This is a genomic window from Halalkalicoccus tibetensis (assembly GCF_037996645.1).
GTDB lineage: Archaea > Halobacteriota > Halobacteria > Halobacteriales > Halalkalicoccaceae > Halalkalicoccus > Halalkalicoccus tibetensis.
In genome coordinates this window covers 309,175-331,227 of sequence record NZ_JBBMXV010000002.1, presented here as the reverse complement: position 1 = coordinate 331,227, position 22,053 = coordinate 309,175, and the positions used below count along the sequence as shown (strand labels likewise).

The 22,053-nt window shown below is 68.9% G+C and carries 25 protein-coding genes; 15 read left to right on the top strand and 10 right to left on the bottom strand.

The features are described 5' to 3' along the window. The first annotated feature begins 6 nt into the window (after nucleotides 1-6). Together WOA58_RS07085 and WOA58_RS07080 are read left to right on the top strand one after the other, a co-directional pair. Nucleotides 7-1,725 carry a hypothetical protein gene (locus WOA58_RS07085; protein ID WP_340603484.1) on the top strand — a complete coding sequence of 573 codons (1,719 nt, stop codon included), beginning with the start codon at nucleotides 7-9 and terminating at the stop codon, nucleotides 1,723-1,725. Between the two features lie 25 nt (nucleotides 1,726-1,750). Continuing rightward, complete coding sequence (locus WOA58_RS07080) at nucleotides 1,751-2,647, top strand: dihydrodipicolinate synthase family protein (RefSeq protein WP_340603483.1); 897 nt, start codon at nucleotides 1,751-1,753, stop codon at nucleotides 2,645-2,647. On the opposite strand, the gene WOA58_RS07075 is transcribed toward WOA58_RS07080, so the two are convergent. Further along, nucleotides 2,642-3,097, bottom strand: a complete 456-nt coding sequence (locus tag WOA58_RS07075; protein ID WP_340603482.1) for a pyridoxamine 5'-phosphate oxidase family protein — start codon at nucleotides 3,095-3,097, stop codon at nucleotides 2,642-2,644. The two genes, WOA58_RS07080 and WOA58_RS07075, sit on opposite strands and share 6 nt — an antisense overlap. A gap of 121 nt (nucleotides 3,098-3,218) precedes the next feature. On the opposite strand from WOA58_RS07075, the gene WOA58_RS07070 reads away from it, so the two are divergent. Together WOA58_RS07070 and WOA58_RS07065 are read left to right on the top strand one after the other, a co-directional pair. Continuing rightward, the gene (locus WOA58_RS07070; protein WP_340603481.1) at nucleotides 3,219-4,457 is read left to right on the top strand and encodes a mandelate racemase/muconate lactonizing enzyme family protein; all 1,239 of its coding nucleotides are present in this window, start codon (nucleotides 3,219-3,221) and stop codon (nucleotides 4,455-4,457) included. 259 nt (nucleotides 4,458-4,716) lie between these two features. After that, nucleotides 4,717-5,679 carry an acetamidase/formamidase family protein gene (locus WOA58_RS07065; RefSeq protein WP_340603480.1) on the top strand — a complete coding sequence of 321 codons (963 nt, stop codon included), beginning with the start codon at nucleotides 4,717-4,719 and terminating at the stop codon, nucleotides 5,677-5,679. On the opposite strand, the gene WOA58_RS07060 is transcribed toward WOA58_RS07065, so the two are convergent. After that, complete coding sequence (locus WOA58_RS07060) at nucleotides 5,680-6,186, bottom strand: MOSC domain-containing protein (protein WP_340603479.1); 507 nt, start codon at nucleotides 6,184-6,186, stop codon at nucleotides 5,680-5,682. Nucleotides 6,187-6,277: 91 nt separating this feature from the next. Here WOA58_RS07060 and WOA58_RS07055 point away from each other — a divergent pair, with 91 nt between their 5' ends. Then, nucleotides 6,278-6,811 (top strand): hypothetical protein, encoded by a 534-nt coding sequence (locus WOA58_RS07055; RefSeq protein ID WP_340603478.1) that lies wholly within the window; start codon nucleotides 6,278-6,280, stop codon nucleotides 6,809-6,811. On the opposite strand, the gene WOA58_RS07050 is transcribed toward WOA58_RS07055, so the two are convergent. Further along, a complete protein-coding gene (locus WOA58_RS07050; protein ID WP_340603477.1) occupies nucleotides 6,808-7,158 on the bottom strand; it encodes a 2Fe-2S iron-sulfur cluster-binding protein in 351 nt (116 codons plus the stop codon). The genes WOA58_RS07055 and WOA58_RS07050 overlap by 4 nt on opposite strands. Before the next feature lie 110 nt (nucleotides 7,159-7,268). On the opposite strand from WOA58_RS07050, the gene WOA58_RS07045 reads away from it, so the two are divergent. Next, nucleotides 7,269-8,636, top strand: coding sequence for a geranylgeranyl reductase family protein (locus WOA58_RS07045; RefSeq protein WP_340603476.1), 1,368 nt, complete (start codon nucleotides 7,269-7,271; stop codon nucleotides 8,634-8,636). A 60-nt stretch (nucleotides 8,637-8,696) separates the two neighbouring features. Here the strand turns inward: WOA58_RS07045 and WOA58_RS07040 are convergent, their stop codons facing one another. After that, nucleotides 8,697-9,767: an NAD(P)/FAD-dependent oxidoreductase gene (locus WOA58_RS07040; RefSeq protein ID WP_340603475.1), complete on the bottom strand. Its 1,071-nt coding sequence runs from the start codon at nucleotides 9,765-9,767 to the stop codon at nucleotides 8,697-8,699. A gap of 52 nt (nucleotides 9,768-9,819) precedes the next feature. After that, nucleotides 9,820-11,292: an arginine/ornithine antiporter ArcD gene (gene arcD, locus WOA58_RS07035; RefSeq protein WP_340603474.1), complete on the bottom strand. Its 1,473-nt coding sequence runs from the start codon at nucleotides 11,290-11,292 to the stop codon at nucleotides 9,820-9,822. 157 nt (nucleotides 11,293-11,449) lie between these two features. Between arcD and WOA58_RS07030 the strand changes: the two genes are divergently transcribed. Together WOA58_RS07030 and WOA58_RS07025 are read left to right on the top strand one after the other, a co-directional pair. After that, nucleotides 11,450-11,974 carry a type 1 glutamine amidotransferase domain-containing protein gene (locus tag WOA58_RS07030; protein ID WP_340603473.1) on the top strand — a complete coding sequence of 175 codons (525 nt, stop codon included), beginning with the start codon at nucleotides 11,450-11,452 and terminating at the stop codon, nucleotides 11,972-11,974. A 98-nt stretch (nucleotides 11,975-12,072) separates the two neighbouring features. Further along, nucleotides 12,073-13,038 (top strand): C-terminal binding protein, encoded by a 966-nt coding sequence (locus WOA58_RS07025; RefSeq protein ID WP_340603472.1) that lies wholly within the window; start codon nucleotides 12,073-12,075, stop codon nucleotides 13,036-13,038. Nucleotides 13,039-13,061: 23 nt separating this feature from the next. Here WOA58_RS07025 and WOA58_RS07020 read toward each other — a convergent pair whose 3' ends face one another. From WOA58_RS07020 to WOA58_RS07010, 3 genes are read right to left on the bottom strand one after another with little or no spacing between them, the layout of a single operon-like run. Continuing rightward, the gene (locus WOA58_RS07020; protein ID WP_340603471.1) at nucleotides 13,062-13,679 is read right to left on the bottom strand and encodes a class I SAM-dependent methyltransferase; all 618 of its coding nucleotides are present in this window, start codon (nucleotides 13,677-13,679) and stop codon (nucleotides 13,062-13,064) included. A gap of 58 nt (nucleotides 13,680-13,737) precedes the next feature. Beyond that, a complete protein-coding gene (locus WOA58_RS07015) occupies nucleotides 13,738-15,012 on the bottom strand; it encodes an amidohydrolase (RefSeq protein WP_340603470.1) in 1,275 nt (424 codons plus the stop codon). A gap of 30 nt (nucleotides 15,013-15,042) precedes the next feature. Continuing rightward, a complete protein-coding gene (locus tag WOA58_RS07010; RefSeq protein ID WP_340603469.1) occupies nucleotides 15,043-15,369 on the bottom strand; it encodes an uS10/mL48 family ribosomal protein in 327 nt (108 codons plus the stop codon). 183 nt (nucleotides 15,370-15,552) lie between these two features. Here WOA58_RS07010 and WOA58_RS07005 point away from each other — a divergent pair, with 183 nt between their 5' ends. The 3 genes from WOA58_RS07005 (at nucleotide 15,553) to WOA58_RS06995 (ending at nucleotide 17,800) form a co-directional block, all read left to right on the top strand. Continuing rightward, nucleotides 15,553-15,978: a bis(5'-nucleosyl)-tetraphosphatase gene (locus WOA58_RS07005; RefSeq protein WP_340603468.1), complete on the top strand. Its 426-nt coding sequence runs from the start codon at nucleotides 15,553-15,555 to the stop codon at nucleotides 15,976-15,978. A 137-nt stretch (nucleotides 15,979-16,115) separates the two neighbouring features. Beyond that, a complete protein-coding gene (locus WOA58_RS07000; protein WP_340603467.1) occupies nucleotides 16,116-16,685 on the top strand; it encodes a hypothetical protein in 570 nt (189 codons plus the stop codon). 47 nt (nucleotides 16,686-16,732) lie between these two features. Continuing rightward, nucleotides 16,733-17,800: a DUF5787 family protein gene (locus WOA58_RS06995; protein WP_340603466.1), complete on the top strand. Its 1,068-nt coding sequence runs from the start codon at nucleotides 16,733-16,735 to the stop codon at nucleotides 17,798-17,800. Here the strand turns inward: WOA58_RS06995 and WOA58_RS06990 are convergent. Next, on the bottom strand, nucleotides 17,778-18,269 hold the full coding sequence (locus tag WOA58_RS06990; protein WP_340603465.1) for a DUF5797 family protein: 492 nt from the start codon (nucleotides 18,267-18,269) through the stop codon (nucleotides 17,778-17,780). The two genes, WOA58_RS06995 and WOA58_RS06990, sit on opposite strands and share 23 nt — an antisense overlap. An 86-nt stretch (nucleotides 18,270-18,355) precedes the next feature. On the opposite strand from WOA58_RS06990, the gene WOA58_RS06985 reads away from it, so the two are divergent. Then, on the top strand, nucleotides 18,356-19,120 hold the full coding sequence (locus tag WOA58_RS06985; RefSeq protein WP_340603464.1) for an enoyl-CoA hydratase/isomerase family protein: 765 nt from the start codon (nucleotides 18,356-18,358) through the stop codon (nucleotides 19,118-19,120). Next, a complete protein-coding gene (locus tag WOA58_RS06980) occupies nucleotides 19,117-20,073 on the top strand; it encodes a C-terminal binding protein (RefSeq protein ID WP_340603463.1) in 957 nt (318 codons plus the stop codon). The genes WOA58_RS06985 and WOA58_RS06980 overlap by 4 nt, the downstream gene beginning before the upstream one ends. Here WOA58_RS06980 and WOA58_RS06975 read toward each other — a convergent pair. Then, nucleotides 20,064-21,284, bottom strand: coding sequence for an MFS transporter (locus tag WOA58_RS06975; RefSeq protein ID WP_390220737.1), 1,221 nt, complete (start codon nucleotides 21,282-21,284; stop codon nucleotides 20,064-20,066). The genes WOA58_RS06980 and WOA58_RS06975 overlap by 10 nt on opposite strands. Before the next feature lie 124 nt (nucleotides 21,285-21,408). Here WOA58_RS06975 and WOA58_RS06970 point away from each other — a divergent pair, with 124 nt between their 5' ends. Both WOA58_RS06970 and WOA58_RS06965 read left to right on the top strand, forming a co-directional pair. After that, nucleotides 21,409-21,666, top strand: coding sequence for a DUF5789 family protein (locus tag WOA58_RS06970; protein ID WP_340603462.1), 258 nt, complete (start codon nucleotides 21,409-21,411; stop codon nucleotides 21,664-21,666). Nucleotides 21,667-21,709: 43 nt separating this feature from the next. Further along, entirely contained in the window at nucleotides 21,710-22,021 is a 312-nt protein-coding gene (locus WOA58_RS06965) for a transcription factor S (RefSeq protein WP_340603461.1), read from the top strand. Nucleotides 22,022-22,053 lie beyond the last annotated feature (32 nt).

Genomic DNA, 22,053 nt, shown 5'->3' with positions numbered 1-22,053 from the left:
ATGGACATGATGCGAAAGGAGCTGTTCGGGGTGTTCGGCGACCGGGAGGCGCTCGCCGACGCGCGCGACGAGGGGGAGTTCGACCGGGTCTGTTCGACGGGCTCGCTCTCGGTCGGGATCCGCGACCCGGATCTCGGCGCGCCACACCGCAGCGCCGCCCACGAGGACGGGGAGGGCTGCTGTGTGATCTGGGGGGAGATCTACACTCCCGACGGCGTCGACGACCCGGCCCGCTGGTTCCTCGAGGCCCATCGCGAGCGCGGGCGGGACGCGCTCGGGGGGCTCAACGGCTCGTATCTGGTCGCGGTCGACGACGGCGACCGGGCGGCCGTCTACACCGACCCGATCCGCTCCTGGGAGTGTTTCTACACCGACGCCGTCGGCCCGCGGGCGTTCGGCACCGACGCGACACGGCTCGCCCGGCTCGTTCCGGGGCTGGCGCTCGATCCCGACTCGTTGTTCGAGCTGGCTCACATCAGCGTCGTCCTCGGCGACCGGACCCTCTTCGAGGAGGTCTCGCGGACCCCCTTCGACGGCGTTCTGCGTTCGGACTCGACCGACCGTCTCGATCGGTTCGTCTACCGCCCCCGCGAGTTCGACCACGCCGGCGAGCTCGCCGACCGCCTCGAACGGGCGCTCTCGCGGCGCGCCGACCTGCGGGGGAGGAAGGCCGTCCTCCTGGGCGCGGGCTACGACTCGCGGACGCTGCTCGCGGGCATCCCCGACATCGAGTGCTGCTACACCGTCGGCACCGACACCGCCTCGGAGGTCCGGGTCGCGAGGAAGCTCGCAGAACAGTACGACGCGACCCATCGCGTCCTACCGGTCGACGGCTCGTACTTCTGCACCGACATCGACACGGTCCGCTACACCAACGGGATCGGCGAGTCGATCCACATCCACCAGCGCGGCGTCGAGCGCCTCGCGAACGCCGACGTGATGTATCACGGCTGGGCGATCGACTCGCTGCTCAAGGAGTTCTTCGTCCAGAAGAAGCGCGTCGGCGCGTTCGGGAAGTCGATCAAGCTCTCGGGGCTCGCCGAGGAGCCAGACGCCCTCGACTTCCTCACCGACAGGAAGCTCGGGATCATGCCCGAGAGCACGACGCTGCTGGACGGCTGCGAGTCGGTCCCCGACCCCGAGGCCCGCCTGGAGGCGTCGCTCGAGGACGAGCTCGAACGCTGCCGGGAGCGCTGTACGCGCGAACACGACCTCCCGAGCGTCTTCGGGGTCAAGAACCTCCCCTCGAAGTCGTTTCGCACCCACCTGGCCGACCAGTTCACCGAGTCGTTCGTCTGTGCCGACAGCGAGCTGATCGACTGGCATCTCTCGACCCCACCCGAACACCGGAGCACCGAGACCTTCCTCGCCGCGATCCGGCGCCTCGATCCCGAGGTCCTCCGCTACCGGCCGCCAGACCGCCCGCGGACCGTCTCGGTGCTCAACCAGGTCGAGGGGTTCCTCCGGCGCAACCTCCCGGTGACCTCCTTCGGGAAGCCGTGGCCCGACCGCCGCTCGGTCTACGAGGAGTACGATCTCGATCGGTCGCTGCTTCCCGACTCGCCGTCGCTGCACCCCTGTAGCGTCCGGCTGAAGCTCCGGGTTCACGACGTCGAGACCTGGGTCGACGCGGTCGCGGGCGAGGGGGCGCTCTCGCCCGAGGAGATCGTCTGCCCGCCCGAGGGACGCACGCTCGTCCCCGGCGAGCGCACCGCCAGCCATTAAGACCACGGGTCCCGACTGCACGGACATGCACACCGGCTCCAACGATCCGCTTTCGCTTCAGGGTGTGATCCCGCCGACGATCACCGTCTTCGACGACGACGAGGAGGTCGACTACGAGGCGACCGCGGCCCACGCACGGTACGTCGTCGACGGCGGCGCACACGGCGTCTTCCCGCTGGGCACCAACGGCGAGTTTCCCCTCCTGACCGGCGAGGAACGAAAGGGCGTCGTCGAGGCCGTGACGGAGGAGATCGACGAGGTTCCCGTGATCGCGGGCGTCGGCGCGCCCAGCACCTACGAGACCGTCGCGGCCGCCGCACACGCCGAGTCGGCCGGCGCCGACGGACTCGTCGTCGTCACCCCGTACTACTACCCGCTGGACGGCGACGCCGCCCTGAACCACTACCGTCGGGTCGCCGAAGCGGTCGACCTGCCGATCTATATCTATCACATCCCGAGCAAGACCGGCAACGCGCTGTCGCTCGACACCCTCGCGGAGCTCGCCGGGATCGAGAACCTCGCCGGGGTCAAGGACTCGAGCAAGGACGTCCCGTGGCTCGCCCAGGCGATCGACGCCCACCCCGAGCTGACCTTTCTTGCAGGGTCCGACTCCCTTCTATTCCCGGGCCTCGAGATCGGCTGTTCGGGCATGGTCAGCGCCGTCGCGAACGTCTATCCCGAGCTCGTCGCGGACCTCTACGAGTCCTACGAGGAGGGCGACGAGGAGCGCGCCCGCGAGCTCCAGAGCGACGTCTACGACGTGCGCGACGCGATCAAGTACGGCTCCTACATGGCCGGGGTCAAGAGCGCGCTGCCCCACGTCGGCTTCGATGCCGGCCCGCTTCGGAGCCCGCTGCAGCTGATGGACGAGGAGAGCGAGGAGGCGATGGTCGAGGACCTGGAGAGTCTCGACCTGCTATAACGGCCCGCCCGGTGCGTAGGACTGATCGCGCGCGACGACCGTCTCGGGCTCGAACCTGACGAGCCGGTAGCGATCGCTTCGATCGAAGACGGCGTGAAAGCGCCCGTCCCAGCCCTCCTCGGGGCCGAGATACCGCCGGAACAGCCGCTTGGCCCTCCCGGGGTCGAACGCCTCGACGCTCGCTTCCCCGCGCATGCCGACGTGCTGGACCAGTCCTCGGGAGGCGTCGAAGTCGACGACCGCGAGCGCGGTCCGCGGGTCGTTCTCGACCCGTTCTGGATAGCTCTTCAGCTCGGGGTTGACGACGATCCAGATCGCCTCGTCCTCCCAGAGATACCACAGCGGCGAGACGCGCGGCCCCTCCGGCGAGGCCGTCGCGAGAAAGCAGAACAGCGGGCGCGCGAGGAAGGTCTCGATGTCGACGGCGAGCGTGTCTTCGACGACGTCCATGCCGGAGCAGGGGACGGGACGACCTTGAAGCTGCGGCCCGACGCCGCGGAATACATCACTCGGATTCGAGTACTCAATTCGAACCCCTACTGTTTTGGCGTTGAGGGCGCCACTCGGAGGTATGGTTCGGGACTACAGACAGCTGCACGACCCCAACGCCGAGTACACGATGCGGGAGCTCTCAGCGAACACGATGGGGCTCGAGGCCAAACGGGAGGGCGGGCGCGACGTCCAGATCACGGACGTCCAGACGACGATGATCGACGGGAACTTCCCGTGGACGCTGGTGCGGATCTACACCGACGCGGGGATCGTCGGCACCGGCGAGGCCTACTGGGGTGCGGGCGTCCCCGAGCTCATCGACCGGATGACGCCGTTCCTGGTCGGCGAGAACCCCCTCGACATCGACCGGCTGTTCGAGCACCTGATCCAGAAGATGTCCGGCGAGGGCTCGATCGCGGGCGTGACCGTCACCGCGGTCGCGGGCATCGAGATCGCGCTGCACGACGTGGCCGGCAAGATCCTCGACACCCCTGCGTACCAGCTTCTGGGCGGGAAGTACCGCGACCAGGTCCGGGTCTACTGTGACTGTCACGCGGGCGACGAGAGCGAGCCCGAGTCGAACGCCGACGAGGCCGAGCGCGTCGTCGAGGAGCTGGGCTACGACGCCCTGAAGTTCGACCTCGACGTGCCCAGCGGCGAGGAGAAGGACCGCGCGAACCGTCACCTCAGCGACCGGGAGATCGACCACAAGGTGAACATCGTCGAGGCGGTCACCGACCGCGTCGGCGACCGCGCGGAGGTCGCCTTCGACTGTCACTGGTCCTTCGCCGGCGGGAGCGCCAAACGGCTGGCCGAGCGCCTCGAGGAGTACCCGATCTGGTGGCTCGAGGACCCCGTGCCCCCGGAGAACCACGACGTCCAGCGCGAGGTCACCGAGCAGACCTCGACGCCGATCGCCGCCGGCGAGAACGTCTACCGCAAGCACGGCCACCGCGGGCTCGTCGACGAGCAGGCCGTCGACATCCTCGCGCCCGACATGCCGAAGGTCGGCGGGATGCGCGAGACCCGCAAGATCGCCGACTTCGCCGACACCTACTACATGCCCGTCGCGATGCACAACGTCTCCTCGCCCGTCGCAACGATGGCCTCGGCCCACGTCGGCACCGCGATCTCCAACTCGCTTGCGGTGGAGTTCCACTCCTACCAGCTGGAGTGGTGGGAGGACCTCGTCGAGGAGAGCGTCATCGAGGAGGGCTACATCGACATTCCCGAGACGCCGGGTCTCGGCCTGACCCTCGACCTCGACACCGTCGAGGAGCATATGGTGTCGGGCGAGGAGCTGTTCGACGAGGCGTAAGCCGAAGTCAAGCCAGCAAATCTTTGATTTGCGTTGTTCGACGAGGCCTGAGTCCTCGTCGGGCCAGCGAGGCACCGCCTCGCGCTGTTTGACTGAGCGAAGCGAAGTCAAGCTTGCCGAGCTTTGTTCGGCAGTGTTCGATGAAGAGTGAGCTTCGTCGGATACACTGAGCTCTGCCCGTCGGATCAGCCAGAAACCGCCTCTCGATTTCGCCGCTACGTTCGGTTTTATCGGGTGTGACCGCGGAGGATGCGGTGTGATGGCGGCCACAGACTACGAGATCGACCACGAGCTGAGCGACGACGCGGAGAACGTCCACAACGCCTGGGACAACGCTCTCGACCCCGTCCTGACGGTCGAACCCGGCGAGGTCGTGCGCTTCGAGTGTCGGGACGCCCTCGACGGACAGCTGACACCCGACTCCGACGTCGACGACCTCGCGAACGCGAGCTTCGACCCGGTTCACCCGCTGACGGGCCCCGTCGAGATCGAGGGCGCCGAACCGGGCGACGCGCTGGTCGTCGAGCTGCTCGAGTTCGAGCACAAAGGCTGGGGCTTTACGGGGTTCATGCCCGGCGAGATGGGGCTCGGGCTCCTGCCCGAGGAGTTCGAGGACGCGGGGCTCCATATGTGGGAGCTCGGCGAGGACTCCGCGGAGTTCGTCGACGGCATCGAGATCCCGCTAGCCATGTTCCCGGGCACGATCGGGAACGCCCCCGCCGAGACGGGTGAACACGACACCCTCCCGCCGCGGGACGTCGGGGGCAACATGGACGTCAAGCAGATGACCGCGGGTTCGACGGTCTATCTCCCAGTGGAGGTCGATGGTGCATTGTTCTCGACGGGAGACTGTCATGCTGCACAGGGTGACGGCGAGGTCTGCGTAACCGGGATCGAAGCCCCGATGTTCGTCACCGCGCGCTTCGGCCTGGAGAAGGACGCCGACATCGCCCAGCCCCGCCTGGAGACGACGGGCCCGTTCACCGCCAGCGGCGAGGACGAGCCGATGTACGGGACGACCGGCATCAGCGACGACCTGATGGAGGCGACCAAGCTTGCGATCCGCCACATGATCGACCATCTCTCGGCCGAGCGGGGGCTCTCCCGGGCGGAGGCGTACATTCTCTGTTCGGTCGCCGTCGACCTGAAGATCAGCGAGGTGGTCGACGCGCCCAACTGGACGGTCACGGCGTTCGTCCCCGAGAGCGTCTTCCCCGAGTGATCACCAGCCCAGGCGCTCGGCGATCCGTCGGCCCATCGTCTGTGCGTCCTCCTCGAGCACCTCGATCCCGTCGTCGAGTGCGATCCGACCGGGTTCGACGACCTTCGCACAGACCCCGCCGCGCTTGTTCTTCAGCGCGCGGGCGACCCCGTCCTCGCCGGCGACCTGCTCGACGTGAGCACACGGCGGGCGCGGACGCGTCCCTCGGAGCACCGCGTCGCCGACCCTGAAGGTGGTCCCGAGCAGGTCGTGGACCTCGACCCCGCGGGTGACGACGTTGCGGCGGTGGCGGCCGTCCGAGAGGTCGATGTCGAACTCCTCGTCGATCTCGTCGATCGCCTCGCCCTCGATCAGCGTCACCTCACAGACGTCGTACGGCGAGTAGTAGCCCGTCCCCGTGCAGTAGTGATCGCCCTCCAGTCCGCCCTTGACGGCCGCGACCGACTCCAGGGACTCCATCGGGGCGGAGTCCTCGCGTGCGATGAACAGCTGCTCGACCCGTGGCATGGTTTCCGTAGGAGCCGCGGGCGAATAGCCCTTCGCCCGGGCCGGCAGGCGCAGCACCGATCCATTTACCCGCGGCGCGCGAAGGGTCGGCATGGTCGACGACATCAGCGCGGACCAGGTCGAGAAGTGGCTCGACGATCGCGTGGTCCAGGACGTCGAACGGACCACCGACAACGCCGCCGAATACAGCATCCAGTGTCGCCTCTCGCACATCCCGCTGAACGTCATCAAGGAGGACACCTGGGGGCCGCTGCGCGTCGTCGGCCGCGCGGCCTTCGACACCGAGCGCACTGCGGCCGTGATCGCCGACCCCGACCAGCGCTACGAGCTGCTCTCGCGGATCGGGCCGGTGTTCGCCGCGACGCCCGGCTTCTACACCTTCCTCGACGAGGAGGAGAGCTCCACGGAGTTCCCGAACGTCGACTCGCTTCAGTTCGAACACCGGATCTACCCCGACGGCGCGACCCAGCAGGAGCTGATGAGCGGGCTGATGGCGATTGCGACGGCGATCAAGTACGTCCAGAACACGGTCGCGGCGATCCGCCGGCACGAGACCGAGACCGAGACTGAAACTGAGACCAGGGACGGGGGAGAGGGCGAAAGCGAGAGCGAGGAGGAGAGCTAGTCGTCGTCGGCCGCGAGGTCCGACCCTGACCCGCTGACGGTGTGGTTCGCCCCCTCGTCGATCGCGATGCTCGGGGGGTACTTCCCGCGGTCGAGCCGGAGGTCCGACTGCGGGCGGGCCATGCAGGTCAGCGCGAACCCCGCCGCCTCCTCCTCGGTCAGCCCGCGCGCGGCGGGTTGGGTCACCTCGCCATCGACGATCTCGGCGGTGCAGGCGAGACACATCCCCACGCGACAGGAGTACTCCTGGGCGATCCCCTCCTCGATACATCGCGAGAGGATCGTCTCCTTGTCCGAGACCTCGATCGTCTCGCCGGTGCCGACGAACTCGACGGAGTAGGTGGCCATAGCACCCCTACAGCCAACTCGCTCAAAACGCTTTATCTCCCGTCGTGTCGCCGACGGAACGACCGGATTCGACCTAAAGCGTTTTGCCCGTCGCGCGGCCAAGCAACCATATGACTACACGAGAGTGCGACGTCGCTATCGTAGGGGCCGGCACGGCGGGCTGCTACGCCGGGGCGACGATCGCCGATGCGGGCTACGACGTCCTCGTCCTCGAACGCAAAACGGAGGAGGAGGCCGGCCACATCGCCTGCGGGGACGCCCTGAAGGGAGCCGACGAGTTCCCGGGGGCGATCCCCCGATCGAAGCTCGACCGCTCGATGACCAACACCGAGGTCGACCACGGCCGCTTCGAGCTGCCCGAACACGACACGGTCCTCGACATCCCCGTGCCCGGCGAGCTCGCGGTGATCGACCGACTGGAGTACGGCAGGGCGATCATCGAGGGCGCCGCCGAGGCCGGCGTCGAGTTCTCCTACGACACCGTCGTCCAGGACGTGCTCCAGGACGGCGACCGGGTCACGGGCGTGAAGGCCAACCGGAAGGGCGAGGGCCTCACCGTCGAGGCCGATATCACCATCGACGGGGCGGGCGCGCTGTCGATCCTCCAGGACAAGGCCGACCTCGCCGACACTACCTTCGACACGAACGTCACCTACTCGCAGTTCTGTTCCGCGTATCGGGAGATCGTCCACGTCGAGGAGGAGGTCGAGTGGAAGGACGCGCTGGTGTTCAAGCCGACCAAGCGCGCGGCGGGCTACCTCTGGTACTTCCCGCGGACCGGCACCGAGATCAATGCCGGCGTGGGCTTCCAGATGAACGAGGAGCCGATGAAACTGGTCGACGACCTCAAGCGCGACCTGGCGACCCGACCGGAGTTCGAGGGCGCCACCGTCGAGGACAAGCTCGGGGCCGCACTACCCACCCGCCGGCCCTACGACTCGGCGGTCGCGCCGGGCTTCATGGCCGTCGGCGACTCTGCTGGCCACGTCAACCCCACCACGGGTGGCGGGATCGCGGGGGCCGCGTACGCCGGCGAGTACGCGGGCGAGCAGGCGATCCGCGCGCTGGAGGCCGGCGACACGAGCGAGGCGATGCTCTGGGACTACAACGAGCGCGTGATGGACCACTACGGCGGGCGCTACGCCGCGCTCGACGTTTACAACATCATGGCGACCGCCGTCGACGTCTCGGACCTGACGAGCCTGCTTGTCGCGATGCCCGGCGAGAACCTCGCCGAGGCGCTCTACTCCGGCAGCACGGACTTCGGGCTGAAGCTCAAGCTCCAGGCCGCCGTCGGCAGCTTCGGTCACTGGGGGACGATCCTCGACTTCTACAGGACGAAGCGCGTCGCCGACGAGCTGCTCTCCCACTACGAGCGCTACCCCGACCGACCCTCGGCGCTCGCGGGCTGGCAGCGCGAGCGCGACGCGATCATGGACCGGGTCTACGAGACGACGGGCGCCGAGGCGAAGTACTGACCCACCGAACGCTGAGCAAAACCCCGCTCATGGGCCGATCGGCGTGCTCGCCGGGCGGACCTATTCGCCGGGCGTCATGCCGGCGTGTTCGTCGCTTTCATTTACCTCGCGGGCGGTCTCGCGGATCCCGTCGGGGAGCCCCGGCACCTCGACGTCGACCGTCTCACCCCCGTCGGAACCGATCGCGTCGGGCGACAGCGGGAACGTCCGCAGCTCGTGGTGGAGCGCGATGCCGGCCTTCGCGCCGTCGCCCATAGCGATCGGGGTCTGGTTGTGGCCGTGGGTGACGTCGCCGACTGCGTAGACCCCCTCGACCGAGGTGCGGCCGTGGTCGTCGACCTCGACGGCGCCGTCCTCGGCGAGCTCACAGCCGAGGGAGACGGCGAGCTCGTTGTTGTACGTCGAGCCGTACATCGCGAAGCCGCCGGTGTACTCCCGTACCGTTCCGTCCGCGAACTCGATCGCTCCGATTTCCGGTCTGGGCCCCTCGCTGTCGCGGGGATGGACCGCGACGGCCTCCTCCTCGCGGACCTCGAGCGGGTGGGCTCCGAGCTGCTTGCCGACCTCCTCGTTCCACTCGGGCTCCGCGCCGTTGAGCAGCAGCTCGACGTCGGCGGTGAAGTTGAGCAGCACCATCGCCGCGTGGGCCGCGCTCTCAGTGTGGCCGAAGACGAAGACTGGCTCGTCGATCAGCGAGTAGGCGTCACAGTGCAGGCAGTAATGGAGCCCGTGGCCGGTGTAGCGCGTCAGCTCCGGGAACGACGGCGGCGCGTCCTTGAAGCCGGTCGCGAGCACGACCCGATCGGCCAGCGCCTCGACGTCCCGCCCCCCGACGCGGAACCGCCGCCCCCCGTTCTCACCCTCGCCCCCGACGACGTCGATGTCGGCCACGGTGTCGTCGTAGCGGTCGGCGCCGTACTCCTCGAGCTGGGCGAACGCCAGCTCCGTGATCTCGCGGCCGGTCGTCTCCTCGGAGACCCCGATCAGGTTGTGGACGTGTTCGACCGCCGTGTATCGGCCCCCTTCCCGGTTGATTAGCGCCGTCTCGTGGCCGAGTCGCGTCGTGTAGAGGGCGGCCGTCAGGCCGCCCGGACCGCCGCCGACCACGACGACTTCGTACTCCGCGGGCATGGTCGTGACCACGAACGCCGGGCGGTTCAGTCGACGGCTTGCAGGAGAACCGTCAGTCGCCGTCGGCCGGGGCCCGCTTCGGCCGCTCGCTGGCCTCGCCGGCCGGGCCGCCCTCCCTGTACGTGATCCCCCAGCCGGTCAGCCCCATGACGAAGAGGATCGCCGGCGAGAGGAACCCGAGGAAGTAGTACGGTCCGTAGGAAAGCGGCGAGACCCCGAGGGTCGCGGTCATGAACGCGCCGCCGGCGTTCCACGGGATCAGCACGCTCGTGGTCGTGCCGGCGGCCTCGACGGCCCGCGAGAGGTTCCGGCTCTCGAGGTTGAACTCGTCGTAGACGCCCCGGAAGGTCATCGACGGGATGACGATGCTCATGTACTGCTGGCCCGCGAGCCCGTTCATCGCGAAGGCCGTGACCCCGGTGCTGATCGTCAGTCCCGCGACGCCGTGGATGAACTGCTCGATCCCATTGGCGAGCGCGGCCAGCACGCCGGTGCGTTCGAGCAGTCCGCCCAGCGAGAGCGCGACGGCGACGATCGAGATCGTCCAGGCCGAGCCGTCGAGGCCGTCGCTCGCGAGCAGCTCGTTCACCAGCTCCGTCCCCGTCGCGGGGTCGGTGCCCGTCTGGGCGACCGTCCACGCCTCGGCGAAGCCGGTCCCCTGGACGAGCAGCATCGTCGCGACGCCCGCGAAGACGCCGGCGACCAGCGCCGGCAGCGCGGGATAGCCCACGAGCGCGAGCCCGAAGGTGATCACGAGCGGGAGGAAGACGAGCGGGCTGATCTCGTAGCCCGCGAGCATCCCCGATTGGATCGTCTCGACCTGTCCCGCCGGGATCGATCCCGATATTCGCAGCCCGAGGTAGGCGTAGGCGACCAGCGCGATCGCCAGCGCGAGGCCGGTGCCGACGCGCATGGTGTTGACGTGCTCCATCAGGTCGGTCCCGGTGACCGCGGCCGCCAGGTTCGTGGTGTCCGAAAGCGGCGTAATCTTGTCGCCGGTGTAGGCGCCCGTCAGCACCGCGCCGGCGGTCATCGGCGCCGGCACCCCGAGCCCCTGGCCGATCCCCATGAGCGCGACGCCCAGCGTTGCGGCGGTGGTCCACGAGGATCCGATCGCGAACGCCGAGACGGTCGCGATCAGCGCCGTCGCCGGGAGGAAGACCTCTGGCGTGAGCAGCTCCAGCCCGTAGTAGATCAGCCCGGGGATCGTCCCGGAGCCGATCCAGACGGGGATGAGCATGTAGATCACGAAGAGGATCAACAGCGCCTGGATCCCCATCGTCAGCCCGGCCGAGATCCCCTCGAAGAGCTCGTCCCACGTGTAGCCGAGCCAGTACCGGCCCACCAGCCCGGTCAGCACACAGCCCCACAGCAGCGGCATGTGCGGGTCCAGCCCGAAGCCGATCGCCCCGACCGTGAGGAAGACGACCATCCCGACCACCGGGACGAGCGCCTGCCCGATCGAGGGCCGGTGCTCCTCGGGAATCTCCCCGTACGAACGCGGCGCGAAGCCCATCTCTGCCATCGCCCGGGCTATGCACTCGAGGAATATATACTCATTTGAGAATAAACGACGGTGATATTGGGGCGTGCGAACGGGGCACTGGGTGGCACGCTCTTATAAACACCGCGCCATTGCTACGCCGGCCGTTTCGTGGCTGGCAGCCGTAGGAAGAGCTGCTATGGACGCACTCATCGTCACTACCGACGGGTTCGAGGACAGCGAGCTCACCTATCCCTATTATCGCCTGCAGGAGGCGGGGATCGGCGTCGAGCTTGCCACGCCCGACGGCGAGTCGGTGACGGGCAAGATCGGCGAGGAGATGGACGCCGATCTGGCCATCAGCGAGGCCAGCGAGGACGAGTACGACCTGCTGGTCGTTCCGGGCGGCAACGCCCCCGAGGACCTCCGGATCGAGGCCGAGGAGGCCGTCACGCTCGTCGAGGAGTTCGACGAGAGCGGCAAGCCGATCGCGGCGGTCTGTCACGGCGCCCAGCTGCTGATCAGCGCGGACGTGCTGGAGGGCCGTGAGGCCACCGGCTTCTGGGCGATCCAGGTCGACATCGAGAACGCCGGCGCGACGTTCGTCGACGAGGAGTGCGTCGTCGACGAGAACCTGATCACCGCGCGCTACCCCGCCGACCTGCCCGCGTGGCTCTCGACGGTCCTCGAGCAGGTCGAGGCCCAGCCCGCCGCCGCCGACTGATCGGTTCCGGTTCCCGCGTCGTTTCCGCGCGCCTTTTTCCGCCAGCGTTTCGTGGGCACGCCGAAGGGCTAACTGCCTCGCCCCGAGAGTACGGACACATGTCACATCGAGTCGTCATCAGCGACGCGAAGGCCGACGAGTCGGACCTCGAGATCCACCGCGAGGCCCTCTCGGACGTCGACGCGGAGGTCGTCTCTCGGGAGCTCCGCGACGAGGAGGAGGTACGCGAGGCCGCACGCGAGTCCGCCGCGCTGATCGTCGACACGCGCACGCCCGTCACCGAGGGGGTCTTCGACTCCGACGAACTGCGGGTCGTCGGCCGCGCGGGGATCGGCGTCGACAACATCGCCATCGACGCCGCCGCGGATGCCGGTATCACGGTGGTGAACGCGCCGACCTACTGCCTGGACGAGGTCGCGACCCACGCGCTTTCGCTCTTGCTGGCCTGCTCGCGGAACCTCCCCGCCTACGACGAGGAAGTACGGGACGGCGGCTGGGACTGGCGGGTCGGCGAGCCGACCGTCCGCCTCCGGAACGCGACCCTGGGGCTCGCTGGCTTCGGGCGGATCCCCCGCCGGCTCGCGACGATGGTCCAGGGCTTCGGCTGCGAGATCGCGGTCCACGACCCCTACCTGCCCGACGGCGAGATCGAGTCCTACAACGCCGAGTCGGTCGGCTTCGAGGAGCTGCTCGAACGCTCCGACCTCCTCTCGATCCACCTCCCGCTGACCGACGAGACCGAGGGTACCTTCGACCGGGAGGCCTTCGAGGCGATGCTCGATCACGCCGTCCTCGCGAACACCGCCCGCGGCGGGATCGTCGACGAGGACGCGCTCGCCGAAGCCCTCGAGGACGGCGAGATCAAGGGCGCGGGGCTGGACGTCATGCGCGAGGAGCCCCCCGAGGACTCGCCGCTGCTCGGGCGCGATGACGTCCTCCTGAGCCCGCACGCGGGCTGGTACTCCGAGTCCGCACGCGAGGACCTCGCTCGCGAGGTCGCGGGCGACGTCGCGCGCGTGCTAAGCGGCGAGGAGCCAAGCAACCCGGTGACCGACGACTGGTAGCTCGGGGACCGGATCGGCGGCGATCAGATCGTTCGGAACACCCGTATGGTGTCCCGGGAGGTGGGCTCGCGGATCAGCTGGGCCAGCCCCCTGTCGGTGAACACCCGCTTCCAGTCGCGATGGTAGAGCGGGAACTCGTCGTCGACGTAGCTCACGGCGGCGTCCGTTCGTCCCCGATCGGGGCCGTTGCCCTCGTTCTCGGCGGTGATCAGGAGGTCCGAGCTGACCCGGGCGAGCTCGTCGAACACCCACTCGTCGTCCGGGTGGACGTGCTGGAGGGTCTCGACCGAGTAGACGACGTCGAACGCCCCGTCCTCGAACTCCGGGACGAGCTCCTCGAGGGCGCCGACGTGGAACGTCCCCGTTTCTGCGAGCCGCAGGTACTGTTCGGCCATCACGTCGAACGAGTCGTCGTTGATGTCGATCCCGGCGAGGTTCTCGAAGCCCTGCTCGCGCAGGTGCGCGAGGTGGCGCCCGGAGCCACAGCCCACCTCGAGGATCGCCGCCCCCTCGTCGACGTAGTGGGCGAGCACGCTGGCGAGGGTCTCGCTCACCTCGTTTGGCCCGATTCGAGCGTAGTACGCCGGCGAGAACCGCCCCGAGCGCTCGGCCCAGTCCCGGCGGACGTCGTCGGGGTCCATACCGGCTTGGAGGTGCGTGGGAACTATATACTGCGTGGAACGGCTCGGATACCGCTTCCTATTCGGGCTGGGTCGCGGCGATCTCCTCGATCGCCCGGCCCACCACGTCGATCCCGATGCCGATGCTCGCCTCGTCGACGTCGAACGTCGCGGTGTGGTGGCCGCCGGGGTGATCGGTGCCGATCCCGACGTAGGTAGCGTAGCCGCCGTTCTTCTGAACCTCTCTCATCAAATAGGTCGCGTCCTCGCTGCCGCCGAGCGAGTCGCGCTCGAGGACGCTTTCGACGCCCGGGCGGGTGCGCGCGACGCTCGAGACGACGTCGACGAGCTGCTGGTCGCTCCTCGCGCTGGGGGCCTCGCCCTTGGTCTCGACGTCGACCGTACAGCCGTGCATCTCGGCGGCACCCTGCAGCACGCGCTCGGCGCGCTCGCGCATGTACTCCATCAGCTCGGTGGTCTGGCCGCGGACCTCCCCCTCGATGTAGGCGTGCTCGGGGACGATGTTCGAGGCGGTGCCGCCGCCGACCTGCCCGGCGTTGACCCGGGTCGCTCCGTCCTTGTGCCGGGGGATCGCGTAGAGGTTCTGGATCGCGGCGGCCATCGCCTGGACGGCGTTCTCGCCGGCGTCGGGCTCGGCGCCCGCGTGGGCGGGCTCGCCCGAGAACTCCGCGTGGAGGTGCGAGACCGCGAGGAAGTCGTCGATCCCGGCGACGATCTCTCCTGTCGGGTGGTCGAGGCCGATGTGCAGCGCCAGCAGGTACTCGACGTCCGCGAGGTGTGGGCTCTTCGCCATCGCCTTCCCGCCCGCGATCATCTCCTCGCCGGGCTGGAAGAACACCTTCAGGGTGCCCTGGAAGTCGCTCTCCGTGATCGCTTCCAGAACGCCGAGGCCGATGGTCGCGTGGGCGTCGTGCCCGCAGGCGTGCATCGCGCCCTCGTTCTCGGAGCGAAAGCCCCCCGCGGCGGGCGCGTGCTCGTCGGCCCGGCTCTCCTCGCGGAGCAGCCCGTCGATGTCGACCCGCAGCCCGATCGTGGGACCCTCGCCGCGTTCCACGACGGCCACACAGCCCGTGTAGCCGCCGTCGAGCCGGTCGAGGACGTCCTCCTTCGCGCCGGCCTCGCGGGCCTGGTTGAACCACTCGACGAGCTCCGAGGAGTCGGGGACGGCCATGCGTTCGTCGGCGTCGATCGCGTCGCGCCCGACGTAGAGGTCGGTGACGCCGATGCGTTCGATCTCCTCGACGATGCGGCAGGTGGTGTAGAACTCGCGCCACGCGGGCTCGGGGTGGCGATGTAGGTCGCGTCTGATCTCGATCAGGTGGTCGACGCTCATGTCCCACCCGACGAGCGGGGGTCACTTAACCTAACTCGATCCGACCTGCCGGACCCGCTCGACCTCGACGCCGAGGTGGACGCCCGCGGGGCGTTCGCGATCCATCACCTGGCGCGCGACCGAGTCGTGGCCGACGATCTCGATGGTGCGCGTGTAGACCGTGTAGGACCACGAGCCGAAGCTGTCGCCGCCCGTCGTTCGTTTGTGCTGGGGCACCCGCAGCGTCTCGGGCGGGCTCGGGTGTGGTCCTTTCATCTCGGCGCCCTTTCGCTCGACGAACTCGGCGATCTCGTCGACGACCCGGTCGAGGACCGCCCGGTCCCCGCTCTGGAGCGTCAGTTTGGTGACGAAGGTCATGGCTGAATCTACGACTACTGTGGACGCCGGGGATCAAAAGTCGTCCGAATCGTCCCCCGTGGCTCCCGAGCCGAAATGCCGATCCGGACGGGCCGTCCGGCCGATTGAGCGGCCTCGCTCGACGTCGCCGCCGGATATCCCCACTCCGATATTCTCTTAACTGTCGGCGGGGTATAAACGGCAATGACGGTAGACGCGACAAGCGCCGGCGCGATCCTCTTCCGGGATACGCGCGGACGGCGCGAGTACCTCCTCCTCAAGAGCCGCCCGGGGGACTGGGAGTTCCCCAAGGGCGGCGTTGAGGGCGAGGAGGAGCTCCAACAGACCGCGATACGCGAAGTGAAAGAGGAGGCCGGCATCGCCGATTTCCGGCTCATCGACGGCTTCCGCGACGAGTACGACTACGTCTTCCAGGCGAACGGCAAGACGATCCACAAGACGGTCCACCTGTTCATCGCCGAGTCCTTCGAGGCCTCGGCCGAGCTCTCGACCGAGCATCGCGACCTCCAGTGGCGCGACTACGAACAGGCGATCAACACCATCACGCAGGACGGCCCCCGGGACATCCTCGAGGACGCCCACGAGTTCCTCGACGAGGAGGGCTACTGACCGGGGCTCGTCGTTCGGACTCGTCGAGCGGGCCCGGCATCGGAGTCCGGCCCCGACCAGCCCCCGGCTCGCGGGACGGACACTGAAACGTGCGGGCGCCGTAGGGTCCGTATGACACCTGCCCGGCGGGCGGTCCGATGACCGCCCGCACCGACCCCGGACCGACGTCCGCGATCACGGAACGAGCCCGCGGCTTCTGGGCGTACTACCGCCGATACACGACTACGGCGATCCACGCGGCGGCGACGGCGGCGCTGACGGCCTTCGGCCTGCTGCTGTTCATCGACCCCGCGTTCGCGTGGCTGGCGATCGCCGCCTACGTCCTCCCGCCCGTGATCCTCTACGCGACCGGGCGCGACGTCGGCGAGGATCCCGACGAGACCGAACGGCCCGAGAGCGGGGTCCGGTCCCGGAGCCCGGGGAACGGTAGCGATCGCGACGCGGACGGTTCGGATGCCGACGCCGACGGCGCTGACGCGGACCACGACGGCGTCGATCGGGACAGTGATGGGGACGATTTCGATGCGGACGGTCCGGACCGCGACCACGACGGCCCCGATCGGGACAGCGACGGCGATGGGATCGATCGAGACCACGATGGCCCGGATCGTGACCACGACGGCATCGACCGGGACGTCGACGGGACCGACTTCGATATCGACGGTCCGGATGGGGACGCCGACGCAGACCTCGACCGTGACGGGTAGTCCCGGTTCGAACGACTTAGGCCGGTCGCGGACGGAGCTCTCGTCGTATGACGCGCGAGCGGATCGACCACGAGTTCGGCTTCGAGCTCCGGGTCTGTCGGTGGGCCGAACGGAACTGGCCCCCCGAGAGCGACCCCGTTCCCGCGATCGTCTCGCGCCAACTCGGGACCCGCGGGCGGCGCTGGGACACGATCGTCCTCGAGGTCGATCCCGAAGGGCTTGCCCGCCGGGAGGCGTTCGGCCGCGAGCGTCTGGACTCGGACCTCCTCCATGTCGTCCGGAACGCGCCCGCCGAGTGGGCCTACTACCGCCACGCGCTGCCCCACCCGGGCTACCCGTGGCGCTACGTGCGCGAGTCGATCCACGAGGCCGATAGTAGGGAGATCCTCGACGTCAGGAAGCGGAGCAACCGGGTCGAGATCCGCCGCCGATTCGAGTACCCCGACTGGGTTTTGAGGATCGTCGCCATCGAGAACAAACCCGACCTCGACGCCAGCGCGGCGCGCGCGCTCGGCGATCAGCTGGAACGCGACGTCGCGCTCGGGCTCGCCGACGAGGTCTGGGTCGCGACCCGCGCGACGGGCGAGCGCGTCGAGCCCGCCCTGCTCGAGGACCTCCCCGTCGAGGTCGGGATCCTCGTCGTCTCGGGCGAGGGGGCGAGCGCCCGCTGGCACCCCCGCCGGCTCGCGCCCGACGAGCCAGGGACGCGGATCACCGAACGCCCCGCCGGAGGGGGTCACGACCGCTCGGCCGCGCGCTTCGAGTACGTCTCGCCCAACTGGAAGGCCGAAAAGCGCCTCGCGATCGCCGAGCGCGCCTACGAGCGAGGCTGGCGCTCCTACGTCGACACGATGCGTCCCGACTGCCGGCATTTCGAGGGCCGGATCGATTCGGGGGCCCTCGTGCCCCACTGCGGGGCGAAGGACCGGGAGCAGACCGCCGCCGAGTGCTCGGGTTCCTGTCCCGAGTTCGCGCCCGAGCCGCCCGCCTGGCGGACGAAGGGATGGCCGATCGAGGGCGGGCCCGGGAAGGGTATCAGAGAGCTGCTCGAACGCCGCCGGGAGCGCGCCCGGGCGCGCTCGGAGGCGGGAGCTACTCCTGGGTCTCGACGGTGACGTCCTCGCGGGGCGCGACCTTCCGGAAGGTCGGAACGGCACGGTACTCGACCTCGACCACCCCTTTGCGTTTCAGGCTCTGGAGCGCCGAGCGCACGTCGCCGACCTCGGGGTCGATGTCGAACTCCGCCCGGAGGTCCTGGAGCACCGAGACCACGCTCTGGGAGCGCTCCTCGGGACCCGCGAGCACCTCGAAGACCTGCCCCTGAAGCTCGGGCACCCGGATGACGGTGCCGTCCTCGCCCCCCTCGATCCCGGGGTCGACGTCGACGAGGTCGGCGGCGTCGGGCGTCGCGCGGATGAGGCTGTCCTCGTCGCGGTAGTAGTACTCCGAGAGCTCGTTTTCGAGGTACTGGTGGACCTCGCTGCCGCTCTCCATCCCCCACCGCTCCTGTAGTTCGGCGTTCTTGGTCGGCTGGTGCGAGACGACGTCCGCGAGGCGCTCCCTGGCCTCCTCCGAGAGGGTCATCGCCCGACGCTACGGGGAGGTGATACGTTATTTATTCGTTCTCGGCCGGCCGAACGCTTAGGACGCCGGGGATCGTCGTCCACGCCATGACGGAGAACGCCACGATCACCCGAGAGGGCGGCGTCGCCACGATCACGGTCGATCGGCCCGACAGCCTCAACGCGCTCAACACGAACACCTTGCGGGTGCTCGAGGAGCTCATCGAGGAGACCGAGGACGCCCGCGCGGTCGTCCTGACGGGCGCCGGCGAGGACGCCTTCGTCGCCGGCGCCGACATCGGCTACATGAAGGAGCTCTCGGTTTCCGAGGCCATGGAGTACGCCGAGCTCGGTCACCGGATCTGCGACCGGATCGAGACCCATTCGGCCCCGGTGATCGCCGCGATAAACGGCTACGCCTTCGGCGGGGGCTGTGAGCTCGCGCTGGCCTGCGACCTCCGGGTCGCCAGCGAGAACGCGGTGCTCGGCCAGACCGAGATCGACCTCGGGATCGTTCCCGGCTGGGGCGGGACCCAGCGCCTCTCGCGGCTGGTCGGCGACGCGGCGGCCAGGAGGATGGTCTTCCTCGGCGAGCGCCTCGACGCGGAGGCCGCCGCCGAGATCGGCCTCGTCGGCGAGGTCGTCCCCCCGGAGGAGCTCGACTCCGTCGTCGGGGAGATGGCCGCCCGGATGGCCGAGAAGCCCCGCTTCGCGCTCGCGGCCGCGAAGGAAGCGCTCAACCAGGTCCACGAGAGCCACCAGTCGGCGGGGCTGGCCTACGAAAAGCGCCTCTGGAGCGGGCTCTTTGGCACCGAGGACCAGCACGAGGGTATGGAAGCGTTCGTCGAGAACCGCGACCCCGAGTTCGAATGAGCTCGACGGTTCTCGTCACCGACGCCGACTTCCCGGACCTCGGGATCGAGCACGAGCTCGCCAGGGAGGCGGGCGTCGAGCTCGAGAGCGCGGACGCCGAATCGTCCGAGGAGGTGATCGAAGCCGCCCGCGAGGTCGGCGCCGACGCCCTGCTCGTCCAGTACGCACCGATCACCCGCGAGGTCTTCGAGGCGCTCGACCTCGCCGCGGTGGGTCGCTACGGCATCGGCGTCGACAGCGTCGACCTCGATGCGGCCTCGGATCACGGCGTCCCCGTCGTGAACGTTCCCGACTACTGCCAGGACGAGGTCGCCGAACACGCCCTCGCGCTGACCCTTTCGAGCGTGCGCGAGACCGCCCGGTTCGACGGGAGAGTGAAGAACGGCGAGTGGGATTGGACGGCCGGCAAGCCGATCAATCGCCTCCAGGGCGCGACGGTCGGCTTCGTCGGTTTCGGTTCGATCCCCGAACGCCTCGCCGAGAAGGCGTCCGGCTTCGGCTTCGAGTACCTCGCGTACGACCCCTATCGCTCGGAGGAGGAGCTCGCGGGGGCCGGCGTCGAGAAGGTCGGGTTGGAGGGGCTGCTCGCGAGGGCGAGGATCGTCTCGGTCCACGCGCCGCTGACCGAGGAGACCCGCGAGCTGCTCGACGCCGGGGCGTTCGAGACCATGCGCGAGGACGCGGTGCTCGTGAACACCGCCCGGGGCGGACTCGTCGACGTCGGGGCGCTCGCCGCGGCGATCGAGGACGACGAGATCGCGGGTGCCGGCCTCGACGTCCTACCCGAGGAGCCCCCGGAGGAGTCGCCGCTGTTCGATCTGGAGGAGGTGGTCCTGACGCCCCACGTCGCGTGGTACTCCGAGGAGTCGATCGCGGATCTACGCGAGACGGTCACCCGGGACGTCCTCTCGGTGCTGGCGGGCGGGGAGCCGACCAACCCCGTTCAGTCCTGAGCCGCGGGCCCCGAGCCCGCCCGGGGGCTCTCCCGGCCGACCGTTTCCTCGACCTGCGTGTAGACCAGGACCAGCCCGAGGACCGCGAGGGCCGCCCCGACGGCGAAGGGAACGACGAAGCCGAGCGAGACGAGAAAGCCCGCCGAGAGCGGGCCGATCGCGATCCCGAGGGTGAACGCCATCGTCAGCACCGAGAGCTTCGTCCCCGAGTCCCCGCCGGTCGCGAGGTCGCCCGCGAGCGCGAGCGCGGGGGCGAACACCATCGCGCCGGCGACCCCCTGGAGGAACCGCACCGCGAGCATGACCGCCGAGTCGAGTACGATCCCCTGGGCGAGCGTCGTGGGGACGAGCAACACCAGCCCGACGAGGATGAACGGCCGCCGCCCCCAGCGGTCGGTCGCCCGGCCGATCGGTACCTGGAGGAAGACCTGCGCGATGACGAAGGCGGCGAACTGGACCCCGAACCAGGTCGAGCCCTGGTCGAGGCGGGCGTTGACCTCGGGCTGGAGGGTCGCGAACAGCGCGATCCCCGTCGCCATGAAGAAGGAGGCGACCCCGAGGGTGAAGATCGGGTCGAGCCCGCCCTCGCCGTCGAGGACGTCGACCGAGAGGTCCCTCTCCGTGCGTTCGAGCTCCGCGGGGTCGTGGACCAGTACCGTGACCAGCAGGAAGCCCAGTGCCGCGGCCCCGGCCGCGAGATAGAAGGTCGCCTCGAACCCGCTCAGCTCGATCCCGAGGGGGCTGTAGGGCCCGGCGTTGACGAGCGCGCCGGCGGCGACCGGCCCCGAGCCGAAGCCCACCAGCCGGAAGGTGTTGTAGACGCCCATGTTGCCCCCGCGGGTGCCCGCGCCCGCCAGCTCGTTGACCAGCGCGACAGACGAGGGGATGATGAACGCGATCGAGATCCCCTGAAGGGCCCGCACCGCGACGAGCGTGACGTACGAGCCCGCGAACAGGTACAGCAGGTTCGCCGCCGTCAGTCCGCCCAGGCCCAGCAGGATATAGGACTTGCGTCGGCCCGTCCGATCCGATACGCGTCCGGCGAACGGCTGGCCGAGGCTGCTGACGAACCCTACCAGCGAGAGGACGATCCCGATGATCATCGACTCGGTCAGCCCGAAGGTCCGCCCCTCGACGACCCCGCTCGCGATGTAGAGGGGGAGGACGATGATGAGAAAGGAGTTACCGACGCCGTCGGCCATCCGGGCCATCGCGAGCGCCAGGATGCGCCGATCGGTTCCGAAGAGGGTACGGGCCACGCCGGCCGTACGGATCCGGGCGCCATCAGCCTGCTGTTCGGCGAAGCCATAAGACCTCCGCGGTTCTATCGATAACATGGCACGTGAAATCAAGATGAGCCAGCTCGAGGACACGCTCGACGAACTCTCCTACCCGATCGCGCGCGACGACGCCGCGATCGAGTTCGAGGACGTGACGGTGTTGCTCGCCGACGGCGAGGCGAACCTCGGCGAGTTGGTCTCGGAGACGGGAAGCGACTCGTTCACCAGCCGGGAGGACCTCGAGAGCGAGATCCAGAACGTCCTCCCCCGGGAGGCCGTCGGCGAACCCTACCAGTCCGAGGGCGAGGGATAGCGCGATTCGGGGCGCTTAATTGGTTCGGTACGATAGGCGAGGCATGGAATTCTGCGACGAGTGCGGCTCGATGATGATGGCCCAGGACGACGTCTGGGTCTGCAACAGCTGCGGGCACGAACAGCCCAAGGGCGACAGCGCCTCCTACACTACGACCGACGCCCAGGAGGAGAGCGAGGTCATCGAATCGGGCGCCGAGAACAGCGGGCTGCCCACCACGAGCGCGCAGTGTCCCGAGTGTGACAACGACCGCGCCTACTGGTACATGCAACAGATCCGGGCGGCCGACGAGAGCGAGACGCGGTTTTTCGTCTGCACCGAGTGCGAGCACAAGTGGCGCGAGGACGACCACTAGCTGCGCAAGGCCTTTTTACGTACCCGCGTAAC